At 33.4% G+C, this 16,722-nt stretch carries 14 protein-coding genes; all 14 read right to left on the minus strand.

The genetic code is table 11. The annotated features are described in order from the left end of the window. Positions 1 to 383 precede the first annotated feature (383 nt). Positions 384 to 1,550, minus strand: coding sequence for a nucleotide sugar dehydrogenase (locus tag H5116_RS13700; protein WP_182716409.1), 1,167 nt, complete (start codon positions 1,548 to 1,550; stop codon positions 384 to 386). A gap of 289 nt (positions 1,551 to 1,839) precedes the next feature. Beyond that, positions 1,840 to 2,922: a UDP-N-acetylglucosamine--undecaprenyl-phosphate N-acetylglucosaminephosphotransferase gene (gene wecA, locus H5116_RS13705; protein WP_182716410.1), complete on the minus strand. Its 1,083-nt coding sequence runs from the start codon at positions 2,920 to 2,922 to the stop codon at positions 1,840 to 1,842. A 479-nt stretch (positions 2,923 to 3,401) separates the two neighbouring features. Further along, on the minus strand, positions 3,402 to 4,607 hold the full coding sequence (locus H5116_RS13710) for a glycosyltransferase family 4 protein (RefSeq protein ID WP_182716411.1): 1,206 nt from the start codon (positions 4,605 to 4,607) through the stop codon (positions 3,402 to 3,404). After that, complete coding sequence (gene wecB, locus H5116_RS13715; RefSeq protein ID WP_182716412.1) at positions 4,607 to 5,737, minus strand: non-hydrolyzing UDP-N-acetylglucosamine 2-epimerase; 1,131 nt, start codon at positions 5,735 to 5,737, stop codon at positions 4,607 to 4,609. Before wecB ends, H5116_RS13710 begins: the two co-directional genes overlap by 1 nt. 37 nt (positions 5,738 to 5,774) lie before the next feature. Next, complete coding sequence (wbjC, locus tag H5116_RS13720; protein ID WP_182716413.1) at positions 5,775 to 6,884, minus strand: UDP-2-acetamido-2,6-beta-L-arabino-hexul-4-ose reductase; 1,110 nt, start codon at positions 6,882 to 6,884, stop codon at positions 5,775 to 5,777. Continuing rightward, positions 6,884 to 7,921 (minus strand): polysaccharide biosynthesis protein, encoded by a 1,038-nt coding sequence (locus H5116_RS13725; protein WP_182716414.1) that lies wholly within the window; start codon positions 7,919 to 7,921, stop codon positions 6,884 to 6,886. Before H5116_RS13725 ends, wbjC begins: the two co-directional genes overlap by 1 nt. Next, positions 7,914 to 9,329: a hypothetical protein gene (locus H5116_RS13730; RefSeq protein WP_182716415.1), complete on the minus strand. Its 1,416-nt coding sequence runs from the start codon at positions 9,327 to 9,329 to the stop codon at positions 7,914 to 7,916. The genes H5116_RS13725 and H5116_RS13730 overlap by 8 nt, the downstream gene beginning before the upstream one ends. Before the next feature lie 6 nt (positions 9,330 to 9,335). Beyond that, positions 9,336 to 10,229 (minus strand): hypothetical protein, encoded by an 894-nt coding sequence (locus H5116_RS13735; protein WP_182716416.1) that lies wholly within the window; start codon positions 10,227 to 10,229, stop codon positions 9,336 to 9,338. Further along, positions 10,226 to 11,281, minus strand: coding sequence for an EpsG family protein (locus H5116_RS13740; protein WP_182716417.1), 1,056 nt, complete (start codon positions 11,279 to 11,281; stop codon positions 10,226 to 10,228). The genes H5116_RS13735 and H5116_RS13740 overlap by 4 nt, the downstream gene beginning before the upstream one ends. A 34-nt stretch (positions 11,282 to 11,315) precedes the next feature. Then, positions 11,316 to 12,464, minus strand: a complete 1,149-nt coding sequence (locus tag H5116_RS13745) for a hypothetical protein (RefSeq protein ID WP_182716418.1) — start codon at positions 12,462 to 12,464, stop codon at positions 11,316 to 11,318. Next, complete coding sequence (locus H5116_RS13750) at positions 12,439 to 13,737, minus strand: lipopolysaccharide biosynthesis protein (protein WP_182716419.1); 1,299 nt, start codon at positions 13,735 to 13,737, stop codon at positions 12,439 to 12,441. Before H5116_RS13750 ends, H5116_RS13745 begins: the two co-directional genes overlap by 26 nt. Continuing rightward, entirely contained in the window at positions 13,730 to 14,458 is a 729-nt protein-coding gene (gene kdsB / locus H5116_RS13755; RefSeq protein ID WP_182716420.1) for a 3-deoxy-manno-octulosonate cytidylyltransferase, read from the minus strand. Before kdsB ends, H5116_RS13750 begins: the two co-directional genes overlap by 8 nt. Beyond that, positions 14,455 to 15,123: an HAD family hydrolase gene (locus H5116_RS13760; protein WP_182716421.1), complete on the minus strand. Its 669-nt coding sequence runs from the start codon at positions 15,121 to 15,123 to the stop codon at positions 14,455 to 14,457. Before H5116_RS13760 ends, kdsB begins: the two co-directional genes overlap by 4 nt. Then, positions 15,107 to 16,720, minus strand: a complete 1,614-nt coding sequence (locus H5116_RS13765; protein ID WP_182716422.1) for an aldolase catalytic domain-containing protein — start codon at positions 16,718 to 16,720, stop codon at positions 15,107 to 15,109. Before H5116_RS13765 ends, H5116_RS13760 begins: the two co-directional genes overlap by 17 nt. Positions 16,721 to 16,722 lie beyond the last annotated feature (2 nt).

A 16,722-nucleotide genomic window follows, 5' to 3' on the forward strand; every position in this document is an offset into this window, starting at 1 on the left:
GTTGAAAGTTGAAAGTTGAAGACTAAAAGCCTAATCCCAAGTTTCAATAGTTTTCATTAAGGCAGATATCATTTTTGATAACTGCCTAGACCCTTCTATCCAAGTGCGTACTTTTATCTCAATGCCTTTAACTTTTAAAGCTATGTTTATTTGCTAACGCGCCAGCAAGCAAGGCGCCTACAACAATAACACCGAAAGTATACGGCTGAGTCGTAGGCGTGAAGCTTGCTCACGCGCAAAAAAAGCCTAAACGCGCCAGCAAGCAAGGCGCCTACAACAATAACACCGCAATTATACAGCTGAGCCGTAGGCGTGAAGCTTGCTCACGCACAAAAAACACTAATTTCAACAATAAGCCTTTCACCTAAAAGCTATTATTTTAATCAATCACTACCAAATAAATCGCGTGTATAAACTTTGTCTGCAATATCACTGAGTTCTTCAACCATACGGTTAGACACAACAACGTCAGATATTTGCTTAAACTCATTTAAGTCTTTAATTACGCGAGAGTGGTAAAATTCGCTTTCTTCAAGTACTGGTTCGTAAACTACTACCTCAATACCTTTAGCTTTAATGCGCTTCATAATGCCTTGAATAGCAGAAGCTCTGAAGTTATCAGACCCTGTTTTCATTACTAAACGATATACACCAACCACTTTAGGGCTACGCTTAATTATTGAGTCCGCAATAAAGTCTTTACGTGTCGTATTAGCATCAACAATCGCACCAATAATGTTGTTTGGTACATTTGCATAATTTGCACGTAATTGCTTAGTATCTTTTGGTAAGCAGTAACCGCCATATCCAAATGATGGGTTATTGTAATGATCACCAATACGAGGGTCTAAGCTAACGCCCTGTATAATTTGCTTAGAGTTTAAGCCATGCGCTTCAGCGTAGCTATCAAGCTCATTAAAGTAAGCTACACGCATTGCTAAATAAGTGTTTGAGAACAACTTAATAGCTTCGGCTTCTGTTGAGTCAGTAAAAAGTACTTCAATATCTTCTTTGATAGCGCCTTGCTTAAGTAAGTTAGCAAATACACTTGCACGCTCACTTTGCTCACCAACAACAATACGCGATGGGTATAGGTTATCGTGTAGTGCTTTACCTTCACGTAAAAACTCCGGTGAAAATATTAAGTTACTAACACCTAACGTCTCTTTAATACCTTGCGTAAAACCAACGGGTATAGTCGACTTAATAACCATAACTGCATTTGGGTTATGCGCTATCGCATCTTTAATTACAGCTTCTACTGAGCTTGTATTAAAATAATTGTTTTCTACATCGTAATCGGTTGGTGTAGCAATAATTACAAAATCAGCGTTTTTGTACGCTGCTACTTTATCAGTCGTGGCTGTAAAATTTAAATCACTACGTGTTAAAAATTCACTAATTTCGGTATCAACAATTGGTGACTTTTTATTATTTAAAAGTGCTATTTTGTGTTCGTCTATATCTAATGCGACCACTTCATTGTGTTGTGCTAGCAACATAGCGTTAGAAAGGCCTACATAGCCTGTACCTACTACGGCAATTTTCATATTAATCCTTTAAGATTAGTTAATAATTAATAAAATGATTCTACCAGAGTTATAAATTAGGCTCTAGCTAAAAGACTTTAGCCAAAATGTAATATCAAATGATATTACTAAAGGTTTTTACAGAATAATAAAAATGAGAAAGAAATGAAAATATTGAAATATACACCAATCAATACTCTCTAATTTACTGCGCGGCTATGTAATTTAACATTATAAAAAGCGAGGTATAAAACCTCACCTACGATATATGTCAGCTGTAGGTGCGAATTTACTTCGCGCCCAAATAGTTTTACTTACTCGCAGAATATTGTTTTTCTGGGAGGTCTAACTTACGTCTAAAAAAGTTTATAATTTTACAGTAGTTAATTAGTACAACTAAATAAGCTGCAAAAATAGCTATAAAGCTATAAAACATTAAAAATTCTGGTATTACAAAAATCTCGCCAATTATACCTATAACTGCAAATACAGATGCAATTGAGCATATTAAAATAAGTGTTTGTGTAGGCGAGCAACCTAATCGTTGGCATATATGGTGTAAATGTTCGCGATCGGGCTTAAACGGAGATTTACCTTGCTTAACACGGCGTATCATAATTGCAGCCATATCCATTAATGGTAGTGCAATAAGCCACAATGCGGTTACTGGGCGTATCATAGGATTTCCTGGGGTTTGGCTTGCGCCAATTAATAACCAAATAACAGTAAAGCCAATCATCATACTGCCGGCATCGCCCATAAACACTTTTCGCTCACGACCTATAAGGCCTAGGTTCATAACAATATAAGGGATCATACATACAACCAATAATAAGCATAAATAACTTAAGCTTTGCTCATTAGCCATATTAAGTAAAATACCAATAGCACCAAATGTAACTACTGAAAGGCCACCTAATAGTCCATCAATACCATCAACCATATTAAAGGCATTTATACAGCCTATAACAGCTAATACGGTAATTAGCCCACCTACATAACCATAGCCTAAGCTAATATCACCAAACCCTAATATATCACCAAGCGTAACCAACTCTGCTTTAGCAAAATAAATCATCGCTATAGATATAAGAGTTTGTACCAGCATGCGTATTTTTACACTTAAGTCATACCTGTCATCCAATGCACCAACTATGGTCAAACCAGCAATGCAACACATAAACAAATTAGCATGGTGAATCATACTTGGGTGGGAATATATGTATTGCACTATAGTAATACATATAGCAACTCCTCCAACTAAAGGTATGTTACCTGTATGTACTTTACGGCCAGAAGGTTTATCAACTAAACCAACTTGCCGCGCCACTTTACGCATAAAAAACAACACAGCAAAAGCGATAAAAAAAGTAAAAAGCAGATCTAAAAACATATAAAATCCATATTTTTTAAAACATGCCAATTCTTGCTAACACTATAAGTAAAAACTTGAGTATTTAGCTAACAACTAGCACTTAAACTGCTTACTTTAAATAAGCATATTATTAGTAATATTAAGCAACACTAAAAGTATTATTCGATGCAACTTAAAAGTTCAGTTGTAGTTTAGAGATCTCAATAAGCACTCTCTAAAGTTATAATTTTTTTTCCTATCAAGGGCACTACCGAAAACAAAGTTAGCAAACCTTAAGTATTAGGTATTTTAGCTTTATACTAAACATACAAATAAGCTCAATGATAAAATCAGATTTATCATTGAGCTATATAGTAATAAAAATTAATAGAGCTAACTTTAAACAGATAGTACAAAATCGTTATATCAAAAATCTATTACGACATAAATTCAAGTACGTTTTTGATGAATAATTAGATAAATCAAATAGAATGAGCGGATAAGCTTTAACTACTTTATTATTTTACTTGTTTTAATTTACTTACTAAATTTTTAGCTATAGAAGTAACCGAGAATTCATTTTTAAGTAGCTCATATGCATTACTGCCAACTTTTTTCCTTAAGCTTGCACTTTCATATAAACTTACGGCATCTTTCAATAATTGTTCATCATCACCGTTTATAGTGATATACCCAGCCTGATTTGAGTTAACTAACATTTTTAAGTCATTGCCGCTGTTTACACTACCTAAAATAGGAAGAGACTGAACCATATACCCTAATAGTTTCCCTGGAAAGTTATGAGCAGTGTGTTCAGCCGATAAAGAAAATAACCCTACATCAACTTCAGCTAACACTTTTTTAAATTCATTCTGATTAACTGATGGTAAATAAGTATAGTTTTTTAAATTCCACTGCTCAGCAAGTTGGTTAATAAGTTCCACCTCATCGCCTTGACCTATAAATAAAAAGTGAGCCTGCGTACAGATCTGCATATTTTTGGCTAAGCGCATTAAATTTGCCATATCTTGCGCATGGCCAATGTTACCGCCATAAAAGTAGATAATTTTATTTTGTAATTGTAACTGAGACCGAAAAGAGGTAGCTGAATCCTCAGCGATAACAGGCTTTACATCAGCCCAATTACGCAAAACCTCTATTGGGTATTTATCTCGGTTACTTTGTTTAAATACTTCTATATTTTTTTCTGACATTAAGCCGATTGTATTCGCGACTTTATACGATCGGTGTTCAAAAAACTTAAAATACTTCTCTATCAACGAGCCTTTTTTAATCATCCCTGCATCAATTACCCATTGAGGAAATAAATCCCTCAATACAAGGTATGATGGGCATTTACAGTGCTTTTTAATTTTATTAACCAAACCACCAAAAAAAATAGAAGGCGAATAATAAATGACTCCATCAAATGTGTGCTCGTTAACATTTTCCTTAATAGCTGACCAAGCTTTGAATGAAAGCAAAGTTTCATTTAAAGCCCGAGTTACTTTGCCTACATCTTTGATTGGGCCTGAACTAAAACGCCAAACTCTAACCCCTTCAACACTCTGCTCAGTAACCTTTTTTGCTTGCCCTACAGCAGGCGTAATTACTGTTACATTATGCCCCATTGATATAAGTTCAAGCGCCAAGTCATGAAACATCTTAGCGCCTACTCTTGTGCTATCTGGTAAATAATCATCAATTATTAGCGCTAATTTCATTAATATTTTTTCCAAACCACGCGATTAACATAGTCAGTATAAGAATGAATGATTCTAACCACTTTATCAGCTACATTTGGCATACTGTAATCGTACACTTGGCGTAATAATCGTTGTTCGCCCGCTGGTTGCGACTCAAGTATTTGCAAGCCTTGCATAACACGCTCTACACCTAAACCAACCATCATTACCGAAGCTTCTTCCATTCCCTCAGGTCGCTCATGCGCTTCACGAAGATTCAATGCAGGAAAATTCATTATCGAAGACTCTTCATTAATGGTTCCACTATCAGAAAGTACAGCCTTAGCATTTTTTTGTAAGTTATTATAATCATGAAAACCTAACGGTTTTAATAACCTAATATTTTTATGAAACTCAATTCCTTGTGCTTCTATTCTGTTTCTTGTGCGCGGGTGAGTCGAAATTATTACAGGCATATCATAATGCTCAGCAACTGCATTAAGCGTATTTGCCAAGTTTATAAGCTGCTTTGGAGAATCAACGTTTTCTTCTCGGTGAGCACTCACTACAAAAAACTGGCCTTTTTGTAGCTCCAGCTCTTTTAATACGTTTGATGAATCAATTTGAGGCATATAATGCGTCAGCACTTCAAACATCGGGCTGCCTGTTTTTATGATACGATCAGCAGGTATTCCTTCAGCTAACAAATAGTCTCTCGCAATAGTGCTGTAAGTAAGGTTAATATCAGCAGTATGATCGACTATTTTACGATTAGTTTCTTCAGGGACTCGTTGATCAAAACAACGATTACCAGCTTCCATATGAAATATAGGAACCTTACGGCGCTTTGCTGGTATAGCTGATATACACGAATTTGTATCGCCTAGTACAAGCATGGCCTCGGGCATAACCTCTTCAAGTACTTCATCAACTTTAATGATTACCTGGCCAATTGTTTCAGCTGCATTTTTACCAGCAGCATTTAAAAAATAATCTGGTTTTCTAACACCTAAATCGTTAAAAAAAACTTCGTTAAGCTCAAAATCATAATTTTGACCTGTATGCACTAATATATGTTCACAGTGTTCATCAAGCTTAGCTAGCACTCGAGATAAACGAATTATTTCTGGTCGTGTTCCCACAACTGACATTACTTTTAACTTTTTCATTTTACTCACTTAAAATCTGAAATTTAAAAAAACAGCTTTATAAAGGCATTGCAACAGTGTCTGGTTTGTCTCTGTCAAATATTTCATTTGCCCAAAGCATAACTATCAACTCCTCTGAGCCAACATTCGTTATATCGTGAGTCCAACCTGGTACTGTTTCTACTATTGTACGAACAGCTTCTGAGGTATTAACCTCGTACTCTTCACCAGTAGCAATCTGTTTAAATTTAAATCGAGCTTCACCCTTTAACACTAAAAACTTTTCATTTTTCGAATGATGATAATGCCCACCGCGAGTGATCCCTGGGTGTGCTGTAAAAAATGAAAACTGACCAGAATCAGTTGTTTTAAGCATTTCGCTAAATGAGCCACGTTCGTCAGTGTAACTCGGTACATCGTAAGTAAATTGCTCAGGCTTAAAATAGCTTAAATAAGTAGAATAAAGCGCGCGCTCAAAACCAACGCCTACCTTGTTAGTTATTAAAGAGGTGCGGCTTTGTTTAAAGTCACTCAATAAGCTAACAACTTTACCTACTGTAGTTTTGTAAACTGGCTCCACTTGACTATATTCTTTTGGCTCTGAAGGCGTATTGGTTAGTAAACTGACAAACTCATGGCAAACATCATCTATATAAACAAGACTAAGGGGTGCATCAGCATTGTGTACAGTAATTGGTAAGTTGTTTATTGTGTTATAACAAAAGGTAGCCACTGCAGAATTGTAATTAGGTCTACACCACTTACCAAAAACATTCGGTAATCTGTAAATATAGGCAGCACTACCTGTTTTTTCTCTGTAAGCAGTAATAGCTGATTCTGCGCCCGCTTTACTTACCCCATAAGGATTATTTAATTCAGCTTGAATTGATGACGTAAGTAAAATTGGCGTACTACGCTTGTTGTTAACAAGTGTATTTACTATTTTTTGAGTTAAATCTGTATTGCCTTGTTTAAACTCATCATCATTTTTAGGTCTATTTATACCGGCTAAATGATATATAAAATCAGCATTTTTTACTTTTTCATCAATACTTATGTCGTCATCATCGCGGGTGATTTTTTCAACATCGTCAAACCCTGCTTCTTTTAAATGCACACATAAGTTTCGACCAATAAAACCGTTAGCACCAGTTACTAAAATATTCATTACACACCTTCTGGTACTATTAATTTACCTGCTTCAATATCACGCATAAAATCAAGTTTACGTAGTAGCTGCTTCATCCCTTCAACATCTAAGCGCTCTGTATTATGAGAGTTATAGTCTTCAATAGTAGACAAATCTTTATCGCCTTCGTCTGTATATTGTGCATAATTTAAATCGCGGTTATCTGCAGGAACTCGGTAATATTCGCCTTGATCTTGTGCAACAAACATTTCTTCACGGCTGCACAATGCTTCAAATAACTTCTCACCGTGGCGTGTACCAATAACATTAACTTTATGCTCTGGCTTGCCAATCATTTCAAGTATTGCTTGTGTTAACACTTCAATAGTCGCTGCTGGCGCTTTTTGTACAAAAATATCACCATTAGTGCCATTTTCAAAAGCATGTAGTACTAAATCAACGGCATCATCTAATGTCATCATAAAGCGAGTCATTGAAGGGTCTGTTAATGTAATGGGTGTATTTTCGATTACTTGTCGAATAAACAAAGGAATAACAGAGCCTCGAGAAGCCATTACGTTACCGTAGCGTGTACCCGAAATAACTGTGTTTGTACCTTCTAAATTGCGGCTTTTGGCAACAATCACTTTTTCCATCATTGCCTTAGAAATACCCATTGCGTTAATTGGGTAAACGGCCTTATCGGTACTTAAACATACAACGCGGCTAACACCATGAAAAATAGCCGATTCAAGTACATTTTCAGTACCTAACACGTTAGTTTTAACGGCCTCTAACGGGTAAAACTCACATGAAGGCACTTGCTTTAAAGCTGCAGCATGAAACACATAGTCAACGCCACGCATTGCAGTAGAAATACTTTGTGGATCGCGTACATCACCAATATAAAATTTTAATTTTTCATTATTAAATGCTTTACGCATGTCATCTTGCTTTTTTTCATCGCGAGAAAAAATACGAATTTCTTTAATGTCAGTGCCTAAAAAACGATTTAAAACAGCGTTACCGAAGGAGCCTGTTCCTCCGGTAATAAGTAATACTTTATCTTTAAACATAGTTATTTTTACCTTTTTTTAAATGAAGTAGAAGCTCTTCGATAGTGAATGCTCTTTTTATCTGATCATCACTTAATGATGGAAAAACATAAGTAGCATAATAATCATCTTTACTATCAATAAGAAAAGCAATTGCAGTCGAATTATTGTATAAAGCCTCTAATAAAACGGTAGACTTTCTTGCAATACAAACAGAGTTCGTTAACGACGTATTATAGTCACTCTCAACCTCAATATTTAAATCACTATAATTAGTAATCGAATCGGCAGGGTGTAATTTTACTTTGAACTCAACCCCGTTTTTATTTAATAACGATATAATATTTCTATTGACGTTTATATCTCGCGATTCAGTGAAAAAATATATTTTCTTTTCTTTATTTGATATACCTTTTTCACCACTAGAATAAATCGATTCATTTAAGTCAGCGTCAAATATAAAATTTTTATCGTCATAAATTTGATTGAGGAGTATATAGCTAGCGTAACTTGTACAATAAAATGTATCACCCGCGATTCCGGTAGGGAACTTAAATGAATATTCTAAGCCATGAGGTATACATATTAATTCACAATGTGTTTCAGTTGCTATTTTTTGCTCTACCATTGCAAAACGGTCTTCTTTATTGCCTGTAAAAATCTTTAAATCAGCATTGACCTTCTTTTGCTTTTTTACTACAAAGCAAATCATTAATTCATAAATAGATTTCAATAAAACTCTTTGAGTATAGAATTTCACTACTTTATCAACGCTACTTTCTTTAAAGAAAAAACTTAATTCTCGCCTAATTAGCAATAAATCTTTACATGAAGATAATAATAAATATGGAAATTTTAATACAAAAAAATAAAAAGGAATGCAATTAAATAGTGAAAGCATCGATTCATCTCTAAAAGTAACCCCCTCAGAAATACAAATAAAATCAAATTTATCTTTTACTTTATTAATTTTGCTTGATGTTGCGCGACTTCTTACAAAAGCTATATTCTTAGTTAAAGGTAAAGTGATTTTTTTTGAAAATAGTGACTTTATTACACAAAAACCCATTAAAGCAATAGCTGAGACAACAAGAGAAAAATGCATAAAAAAAGAACTTAAGAATGCTATTTTTTTAGTCTTGTTTTTACTTGCTATATCATTCCAGATTAGGCCATCCATACCTGCCATATCGGTTTCTATTAATTCGTCTTCTTTCTCTACAAGGGTCTCCCATTCTTTCTTTTTTATATAAAAATTGACGAACAACTCATTCGAATAGCAACTACTTAAACTGAAAGACGAGTAATCTTCACCTAGTTTTTTAATAAAACGATTATCCCGTAAACAACTAAAACCTAGTGAAGTATTTGTCTTTAAATCCACTATCTCAGAGAGTGAATTTAAACTTACTTTTCTTTTACTGCTCATATTAAACTAAAACTTCTTAATTATTACTTTTAAAAAACCGATATAAGGAAAAAGTAAGGTTTTTAAAAAACTGTACTTACTTTTAAAATACTTATCCATATATGCTGCATCTCTTTTTGGTTCAGAGCCTATGCGGATACTATCTTTACTAAAAGAATTTCGACTCTCAATATCGGTAACTCTACCGGTTTTGGTATGAGTGCCAACACCTATTCCTACGTTGTGAATATAATTATAAGGTGGAATTATATGCAATTGGCTTTTCTCCCTAAAAATAAGATCGTAAGAATAAGCCCATGAATTAACAATCCTATTAATCATCATATTATGAATACCTTTAACATGCTGTTTTTCACAATAAGATAGGTTACTTAGACACTTAGCAGGGAAGGATTTTTGATATCCAAATTCAATATCATTGTTCAACACTCGGTCTGACCAACTAGCCCATCCCCAACAAAAGAACTTAGATGAAAAAGCGATGTTACCGAGCCCAAAGTCACAAACATCTCTTCTTCCTGCTATAGTTGCTACTCGATTGTCATCTCGATAAGCACTTAACATATACTCTACATAATCAAAAAAAGCAGACGACGGAATACAATCGTCTTCTAAAACTATGCCCTGATCGACATTATTAAAAAACCACTGCACAGCGCTATGTACAGCAAGTTTACACCCCAAGTTTTTATTTAAAAAACGTGTCTCAACCTTACAGTCCCAGTTTATTTTATCGAGTACTAATTGTCTTAAGTCGTCAACAATTAATAACTCTTCTGAATTTCTTGCACCATCACATGCTAAATATATCCTTGTAGGTTTTATGGCTTGCAATGATTCAATTAACTGTATGATTGAGTCTTTTCGATTGAAGAAAAGTAGTAATATAGGTATTTTCATATAATTTGATTAAATATAAATTTAGTTAGAACCCTAGAAACAAAAAATAAATTAGAAATTAGAAAAACAAAATAAACACCAATATTTAAGGGTTTAAAATTTCCAAATTTATCTCTTTCGCAGGCAAAAATTGTAACTATTATAAAGTTGAAAACTACAAATGCATCTGTAATTCTATCAACCCATAAGAATACTGAGAATAGTGCAGTTAGAAATAACCCTAACAAGCATAGCTTGACCAACTCTTTCATCTCATCAAACTCAGTTGTAAACCTTAAGATTAAGAGCATTGTGATTAAATTCATTAAATACCTAGCTGAATAACCTGTATCAAATTTCGCATTTTCTACATAATATAAATATTTGGAAAAAAAACTTATACTTTTTATAATTTCAAAAACTTGAAAAACAAGGAAATCAGTTGCACCACTTATATATAAAACAAAAGATACGAATAATATATAGATCGCTAGATTTCTTTTTATATCCAACTTTAAAATTGGAATAGCTGCAATGGGAAGAACAATACTTTTATGGAAAAGGGGAGCTATAACAAGAAAAAATATAGCTTTAAATTTTTTGCTAGTTACTATTAAACTAAAACAATAAATAAATAGAGATATTGCTAAGCCTACTCTAAGAAAAATAAAATTAAAAGAAAGACCATAATATGAAATATAGGCTATTAGCCCTAATGAAATATTGCACTTCAAGTTTTTAAGAGAACTTCGAATAAGAAAAATATTTATAGAAGTAATAGTAATAAAATAAAAAATAGAACTATCAAAAAAAGCCTTTATCAACTTCCCTAATAAAATAAAACCAAACTCTTGCCCTATATGCTGGTCATCAAATAAAGAATCATTATAACTTTCAAATAAGTAAATATATTCAGGTGTATCAGGCACTGAAATATCTCTAAAACCTGCTGAAATTATAAAAGAAAACATTAATATAATTTGAAATATAAGAGAATCTTTACCAGAAGTAAAAACAAATAAAGCAAGTAATGCTAGAGAGAATGAATACAATAAAAAAAATAAATCTTGCAAATTAACACCTAAGTCATTTTTGACAAGTTAAAGCCTAAGATATAAAAAGATGAAAATTTGATATCATCTCATCCCTACTAAGCTCTTTTTTGGCTAAAATATAACTTTCTGAATCTATTACAATAGAATCAATATCAGAAAGCGTTCTTAACACTTCATGTCTATCAATAGAAGTACAATAACTTCCAACTTTAAATTCATTTATAAAATTAATGACAGTCGATGTCATAGGCCCATGGAATAAAACTTTCAAATCTGATGCGACATAAGACGATACTTTACCAGGAAACGAAGTTTGAACGACATTGCGCTTTGACTTGTCAAACCAATACGGAACATACCCAATGTCACATCCAGACAAAATATTTAAAACTTCATGGTTAGGTAAATAACCAAGAAAGTTGATACGTGAGTCTTTTTTCACACCGAAACGAGGAAGCTTCCCGATACAAATTAGCTCAACCAATTTATTATTGATAATAAAATCAGTTGAAATTAAACTTTCAACTAGGCAATTCCATTCTTTTTTAGCGTAAATAGAGCCTGCGAATACTATTTTTATGCTTTTTTTACTTTTAATTTTAATTTTTTCAATATTAGACTCAGGGAAATCTATACCATTTCTGATTATATGTATTTTCGAATGGAGATTATTGGGTAAAAAGAGTTTCATCCCTTCATCAATTACTGATACTTTCTTACTTTCAAGTAGTACTTCATTAAACTTTTTTTGTATATATTTAGATAGAAAGTAATTAATATTATTGTTTTTTAATAAATACTCAGGAATATCCCAAATAGTACTGTATAGGTCTATCTGGGCTTGTTTAAAAAGTTCTTTTGCTATTAATATCAACTCTGGACTCGAAAGTGTTATCCAAACTTTTTCGATATTGTTTTCTTTTATTATATCGACTATTTCATTTGCTACACTGGTAGAATATTTGTTGTTAAATTTAATCAATTTATATGATGATAAAAATGGTAGATGAGTTTTATCTACCCTTATTACATGAGACTTCATACCACACCAAGTCTGCGGGTATTGCTCTTCACTATTTTTGATAACAGAAACGCGCATGATATTTTCAGATGAAATATCTTTAATTGCATTTTCTAGGAATATATCACCAACACCTTTATGGTTTGGTGGAGTACTAGTTATAATTAATATTTTTTTCATGGAGTGTTATCTTTATGAAGCGTTTAACCTGTATAAATTCAAAAAGGCTAAAAAACAAAATGAAAATTAAGAATGGGTTTACCTCTATATTTAAAAAAGTAAATATAAAAATAGCTGATATTGAACAGAGAGATTTCACTAAAAAAACATGTGACAGATACTCTACTTTTCCAAAAGCAGATAATATACAGTAACTATAATTACTCCATACAAGTGTAGCGAAGTAAATAGAAGCAACTCCAACAAAATAGTAGTTGTATTCTATATTTTCATTAAATAACTTTGTAAGTATATAATTTGCAAAAGTCCATCCAATAGCCGCGGCTATAAAAATAATAAGCAAACAATATTTTCGCAATCTAGAAATAGCAACGTTCAACCATTTCGTATCTTTTTTTACAATAGAGCTTCTTAGCGCTGGAATTAAAGGTAAGCAAAGCATTGATACCAAGCTGCTTGCTAACACAATGAAACTGTTAATACTCACATATTGAGAAGAAAAACTTTCTGAGTATGCTTTACCAATGATGACTACAGGAAGCACGTGCAATAAAAAATTAGTTAAACTCCCAGCTTTAAAAAAGCGCAAACCATTTTTCACTAAAATTTTCATCTTAATTATTTTATATTGATTAATAACCAACAATTTATTCTTAATTAAAAATATACTCCCCAAAATAAACCTAACTGCAATACTGGGAATAAATACTACAAGTACAAAGTCACTAGGAGAGGTTAATTGCGCACTAAATATATACAAATAACCTATTGAAAATATAGCAGAACAAGAAACAGATAAGTTAGTAACATATTGTTTTTGTTCTGATAGTATAATTGCATCTGAAACGATACTTAAGCACTGTAAGAAAAAACCCGCTGAAATTATTATAAATGCTAATTGTATATCATTACTAAAACTACTATTTACGTACCCAAGTAACGCACCTAAATCAAAAGCGGCGCTAAAAAAAACACTTATTATAGCAACGACAGCACCTATTAAAAAAAACAAAAAGTAGCCACTGGCTATCCAAGAGCGCTTTCTAGCTATTGAGTTTATGCCAGACAATTTCACCATAACAGCCGGTGATAAACCAGCTGTAGATAATAAAAGCCATGAGTTAATGCTGAGCAACATAGCATACAAAACAAATCCACTTTGCCCTAACTGCTCGACAACTATAGGCATAGCTAACACTTGCAAGCTTAAAGTTAATACTTTACTAATAAAAGAGCTTGCGAGTGATAATTTTAACCGAGCATTCTTATCCATTATGCCTCAATCGACTAAGAACTTTTTCAACATCCTCTGGAACATCAATTGCAATTGAAGATGCTTCTACCTCAATCATTTGCACCGCAATATCACTCTCTAAAAATCTTAATATTTCAATATCTTCTATCTGTTCTATTTCAGTTTTAGCACTGTGTGCAGCAAAAAACTCAAGGTGACGTTTTGAAAACGCATAAATACATACTTGTTTATATGCAAAATGAAACTGATTAGCTTTGCTAAGAGGAATCGCAGAGCGACTCATGTATAGTAGTTTATTCGATTTACTAACTACAACCTTAGGAACTGTAAATGAGCGAAACTCTTCTTCGCTTTCAATTTTACACATAGCATTGACTATAGTATTTGGCTCTTTTTTATAAGCCTCTATAACTTTACAAATATCATCTGGCTCAATTAGAGGCTCATCCCCTTGGACGTTAATGATGAAGTCAGCATTTAATTTTTTATTAGCCTCAGCTAATCGATCTGTACCCGTCATGCAGCTTGACGATGTCATGATCACTTGACCGCCAAAACCAGTACATACCTCTTCAATTATTTCGCTATCTGTAGCAATGTAAACAAGCTCTTGACCTACAGCTAAACAGCATCGCTCCCAGACATGCTGTATCATAGATTTACCATTTAAATCGATTAATGGCTTCCCTGGAAAACGGCTTGACTGGTACCGAGCCGGAATAACAACAGCATACTTCATATTTTATCCTCTGAGAGCTCTGACCATGTTTTTATTACTTTGAAATTAGCCATCTGACTTCTTTTAGCTAGTTCAATAGGCACATTAGAAAAAGGAATATAAGCAATAAATTCGATATTATTAACTTGTGAGGCCTCTAAATCAGATATAGCATCACCAAACATAGCTGCATTTAGGCTATTATTTGATTTAAGTATACCCGCTACTAAATCAGACTTTTTGGTTGGAGAGCCGTAAATTTCATCAAAATATACATTCAACCCTCTCGCTTTAAATACATCTCGTAACTCTTGCTGCTCAGAACCACTTGCAATATATTTTTTTCCACTTAATTGATTAATAAATTCGATAAACCCAGGTGTTATATCTGATTGTAAATAAAGGGATTTACACTGGGCTGAATACTCTTTAAGAATATTTTCTTTAGCTTCATTCTCAGTTACTTTATCAAGCTCTAAAAACTGCTCAATAAATACATCTACATGATGAAAACGAGAACGCCCAAAATTATTACGAAAATAATCAACACATGCCTTAACTTTATCTAAATCACTAATAGTAGATTCTAGCGCACGCTGCATTGCATCTATTTTTAGTTGATTAGAGTCTAAAATCACTCCATCACAATCAAATATATATATATTGAATTTAGAGATCTGGTGCATACACAGACCCTTTAGTTAGCGGATATGTTGTTGGTGTTAAAGAGGTAATATCTAAACTTGATTCATGCTTAGTATATAAATCTAAAATTTTAATCATTTCTTGCTGACGAGAATCATTTTTATCATAACCGTCAAAACCAATGGATTTAATCGACCGTGGCTTTGACTCCATCAATATAGCTAGCACGTAAGCTGCTGTTATATCTGAAGGAACTATCGCATGTATTTTATTAGCTGATAACTCTCCATTTTTAACTTCTAAACCATAATCAAGCAACTCAAGGTTATTAATGAGCGTAAGCTCATTTTCAGTAAAACGGTGTATTGGTAGTATTACTGGTTTATTTAATACTTTATAACGGTGTGCATCAGCTAAAAATTTAGAGTTATGGGAAATCACATAATAATCAATTAAATCAGCTGGAATAACTTCGCTGATATTAATTGATATAACCACTGGTTTATAATTTTTAATATAAAGTTTTATCGCATTTAAATATTTTTTTGTGCTTGGCCCATTGGCAATAATAAGTACATTTTTATTATTAAATATCCCACTTACAGATTCAGTACCTGAAATTTCAGCATTACTTGCATTAAACGATAACGCAGTATTTAACACCGCACCATTATATGAAGTCGTACTTTCTAATTTACTCAAGTAATCAATCGCACCTACAATTTCATCTGTACCGTAATGAGTATTAGATAATAAGTTTTGAATGTAGGTAGGGTGTACGTTGTTTTGAGCCCCTAAGAAGTACAGTAAATTACTACCCCAACCATATTTTTTTTGCATTGGCTCAAAATGGCGTATTACTAATTCGTAAACAGGCTTTGATTTATATACAGAGGTTTCTTTATCAAGAACAGCTAATAAGCTTTCTGTTGGTGTATTACCTGCACCTCGGCCCATACCTGTTATGGTAGTATCAAGCCATGTAACTCCTAATGCTTTAGCAGTAAGCGTATTATCAAGGCCTTTACCCATATTGTTATGAGTGTGTATACCTAACGGACCATCCCACTGCGTACGCAATGCATTAACTATACGCGTTACTTCGTCTCCGTCCATATTACCTAATGAATCAGCAAAGTATAACGAGTCTAACACTCCCCACTCTTTTGCTTGGCGTGCTTTTTCAGCAATTACATCATCAGCCTTACCGCCTGCTTGCATTAGATTATAGCCTACTAAGTAGCCTAATTTTTTTAGCTGCTTAACTATTAAACCTGACTCTTCAACTTCATGGAAGTGGGCTGCAATACGTACAAGACCAATTTTACTCTCACTAGCTGGCACAAATAATTTACTGACTGCATTTTCAATGCTAAGACCTGATTCTAAAATAGTTTTAGCGTCAACCATCACACCATAAACAGGCCCTTGTGGCAGGTCTAAGGAGTTAATATGCGACTCGGTTGTATAAGCATACGCACCTAAAAAACCTTCTTTAGGAAAATTGCGCAAACCAAGTTCAACGTAGTCTATATTTGCGCCACTGACTGCATTTAAATATGCCTCTACAACTTCAGACTCAAAATCCCAATTATTGTAATAGCCACCATCTCTTAATGTGCAATCGAGAATTTTCATGA

The organism is Pseudoalteromonas sp. SG45-2 (genome assembly GCF_014164115.1).
Lineage (GTDB): Bacteria > Pseudomonadota > Gammaproteobacteria > Enterobacterales > Alteromonadaceae > Pseudoalteromonas > Pseudoalteromonas distincta.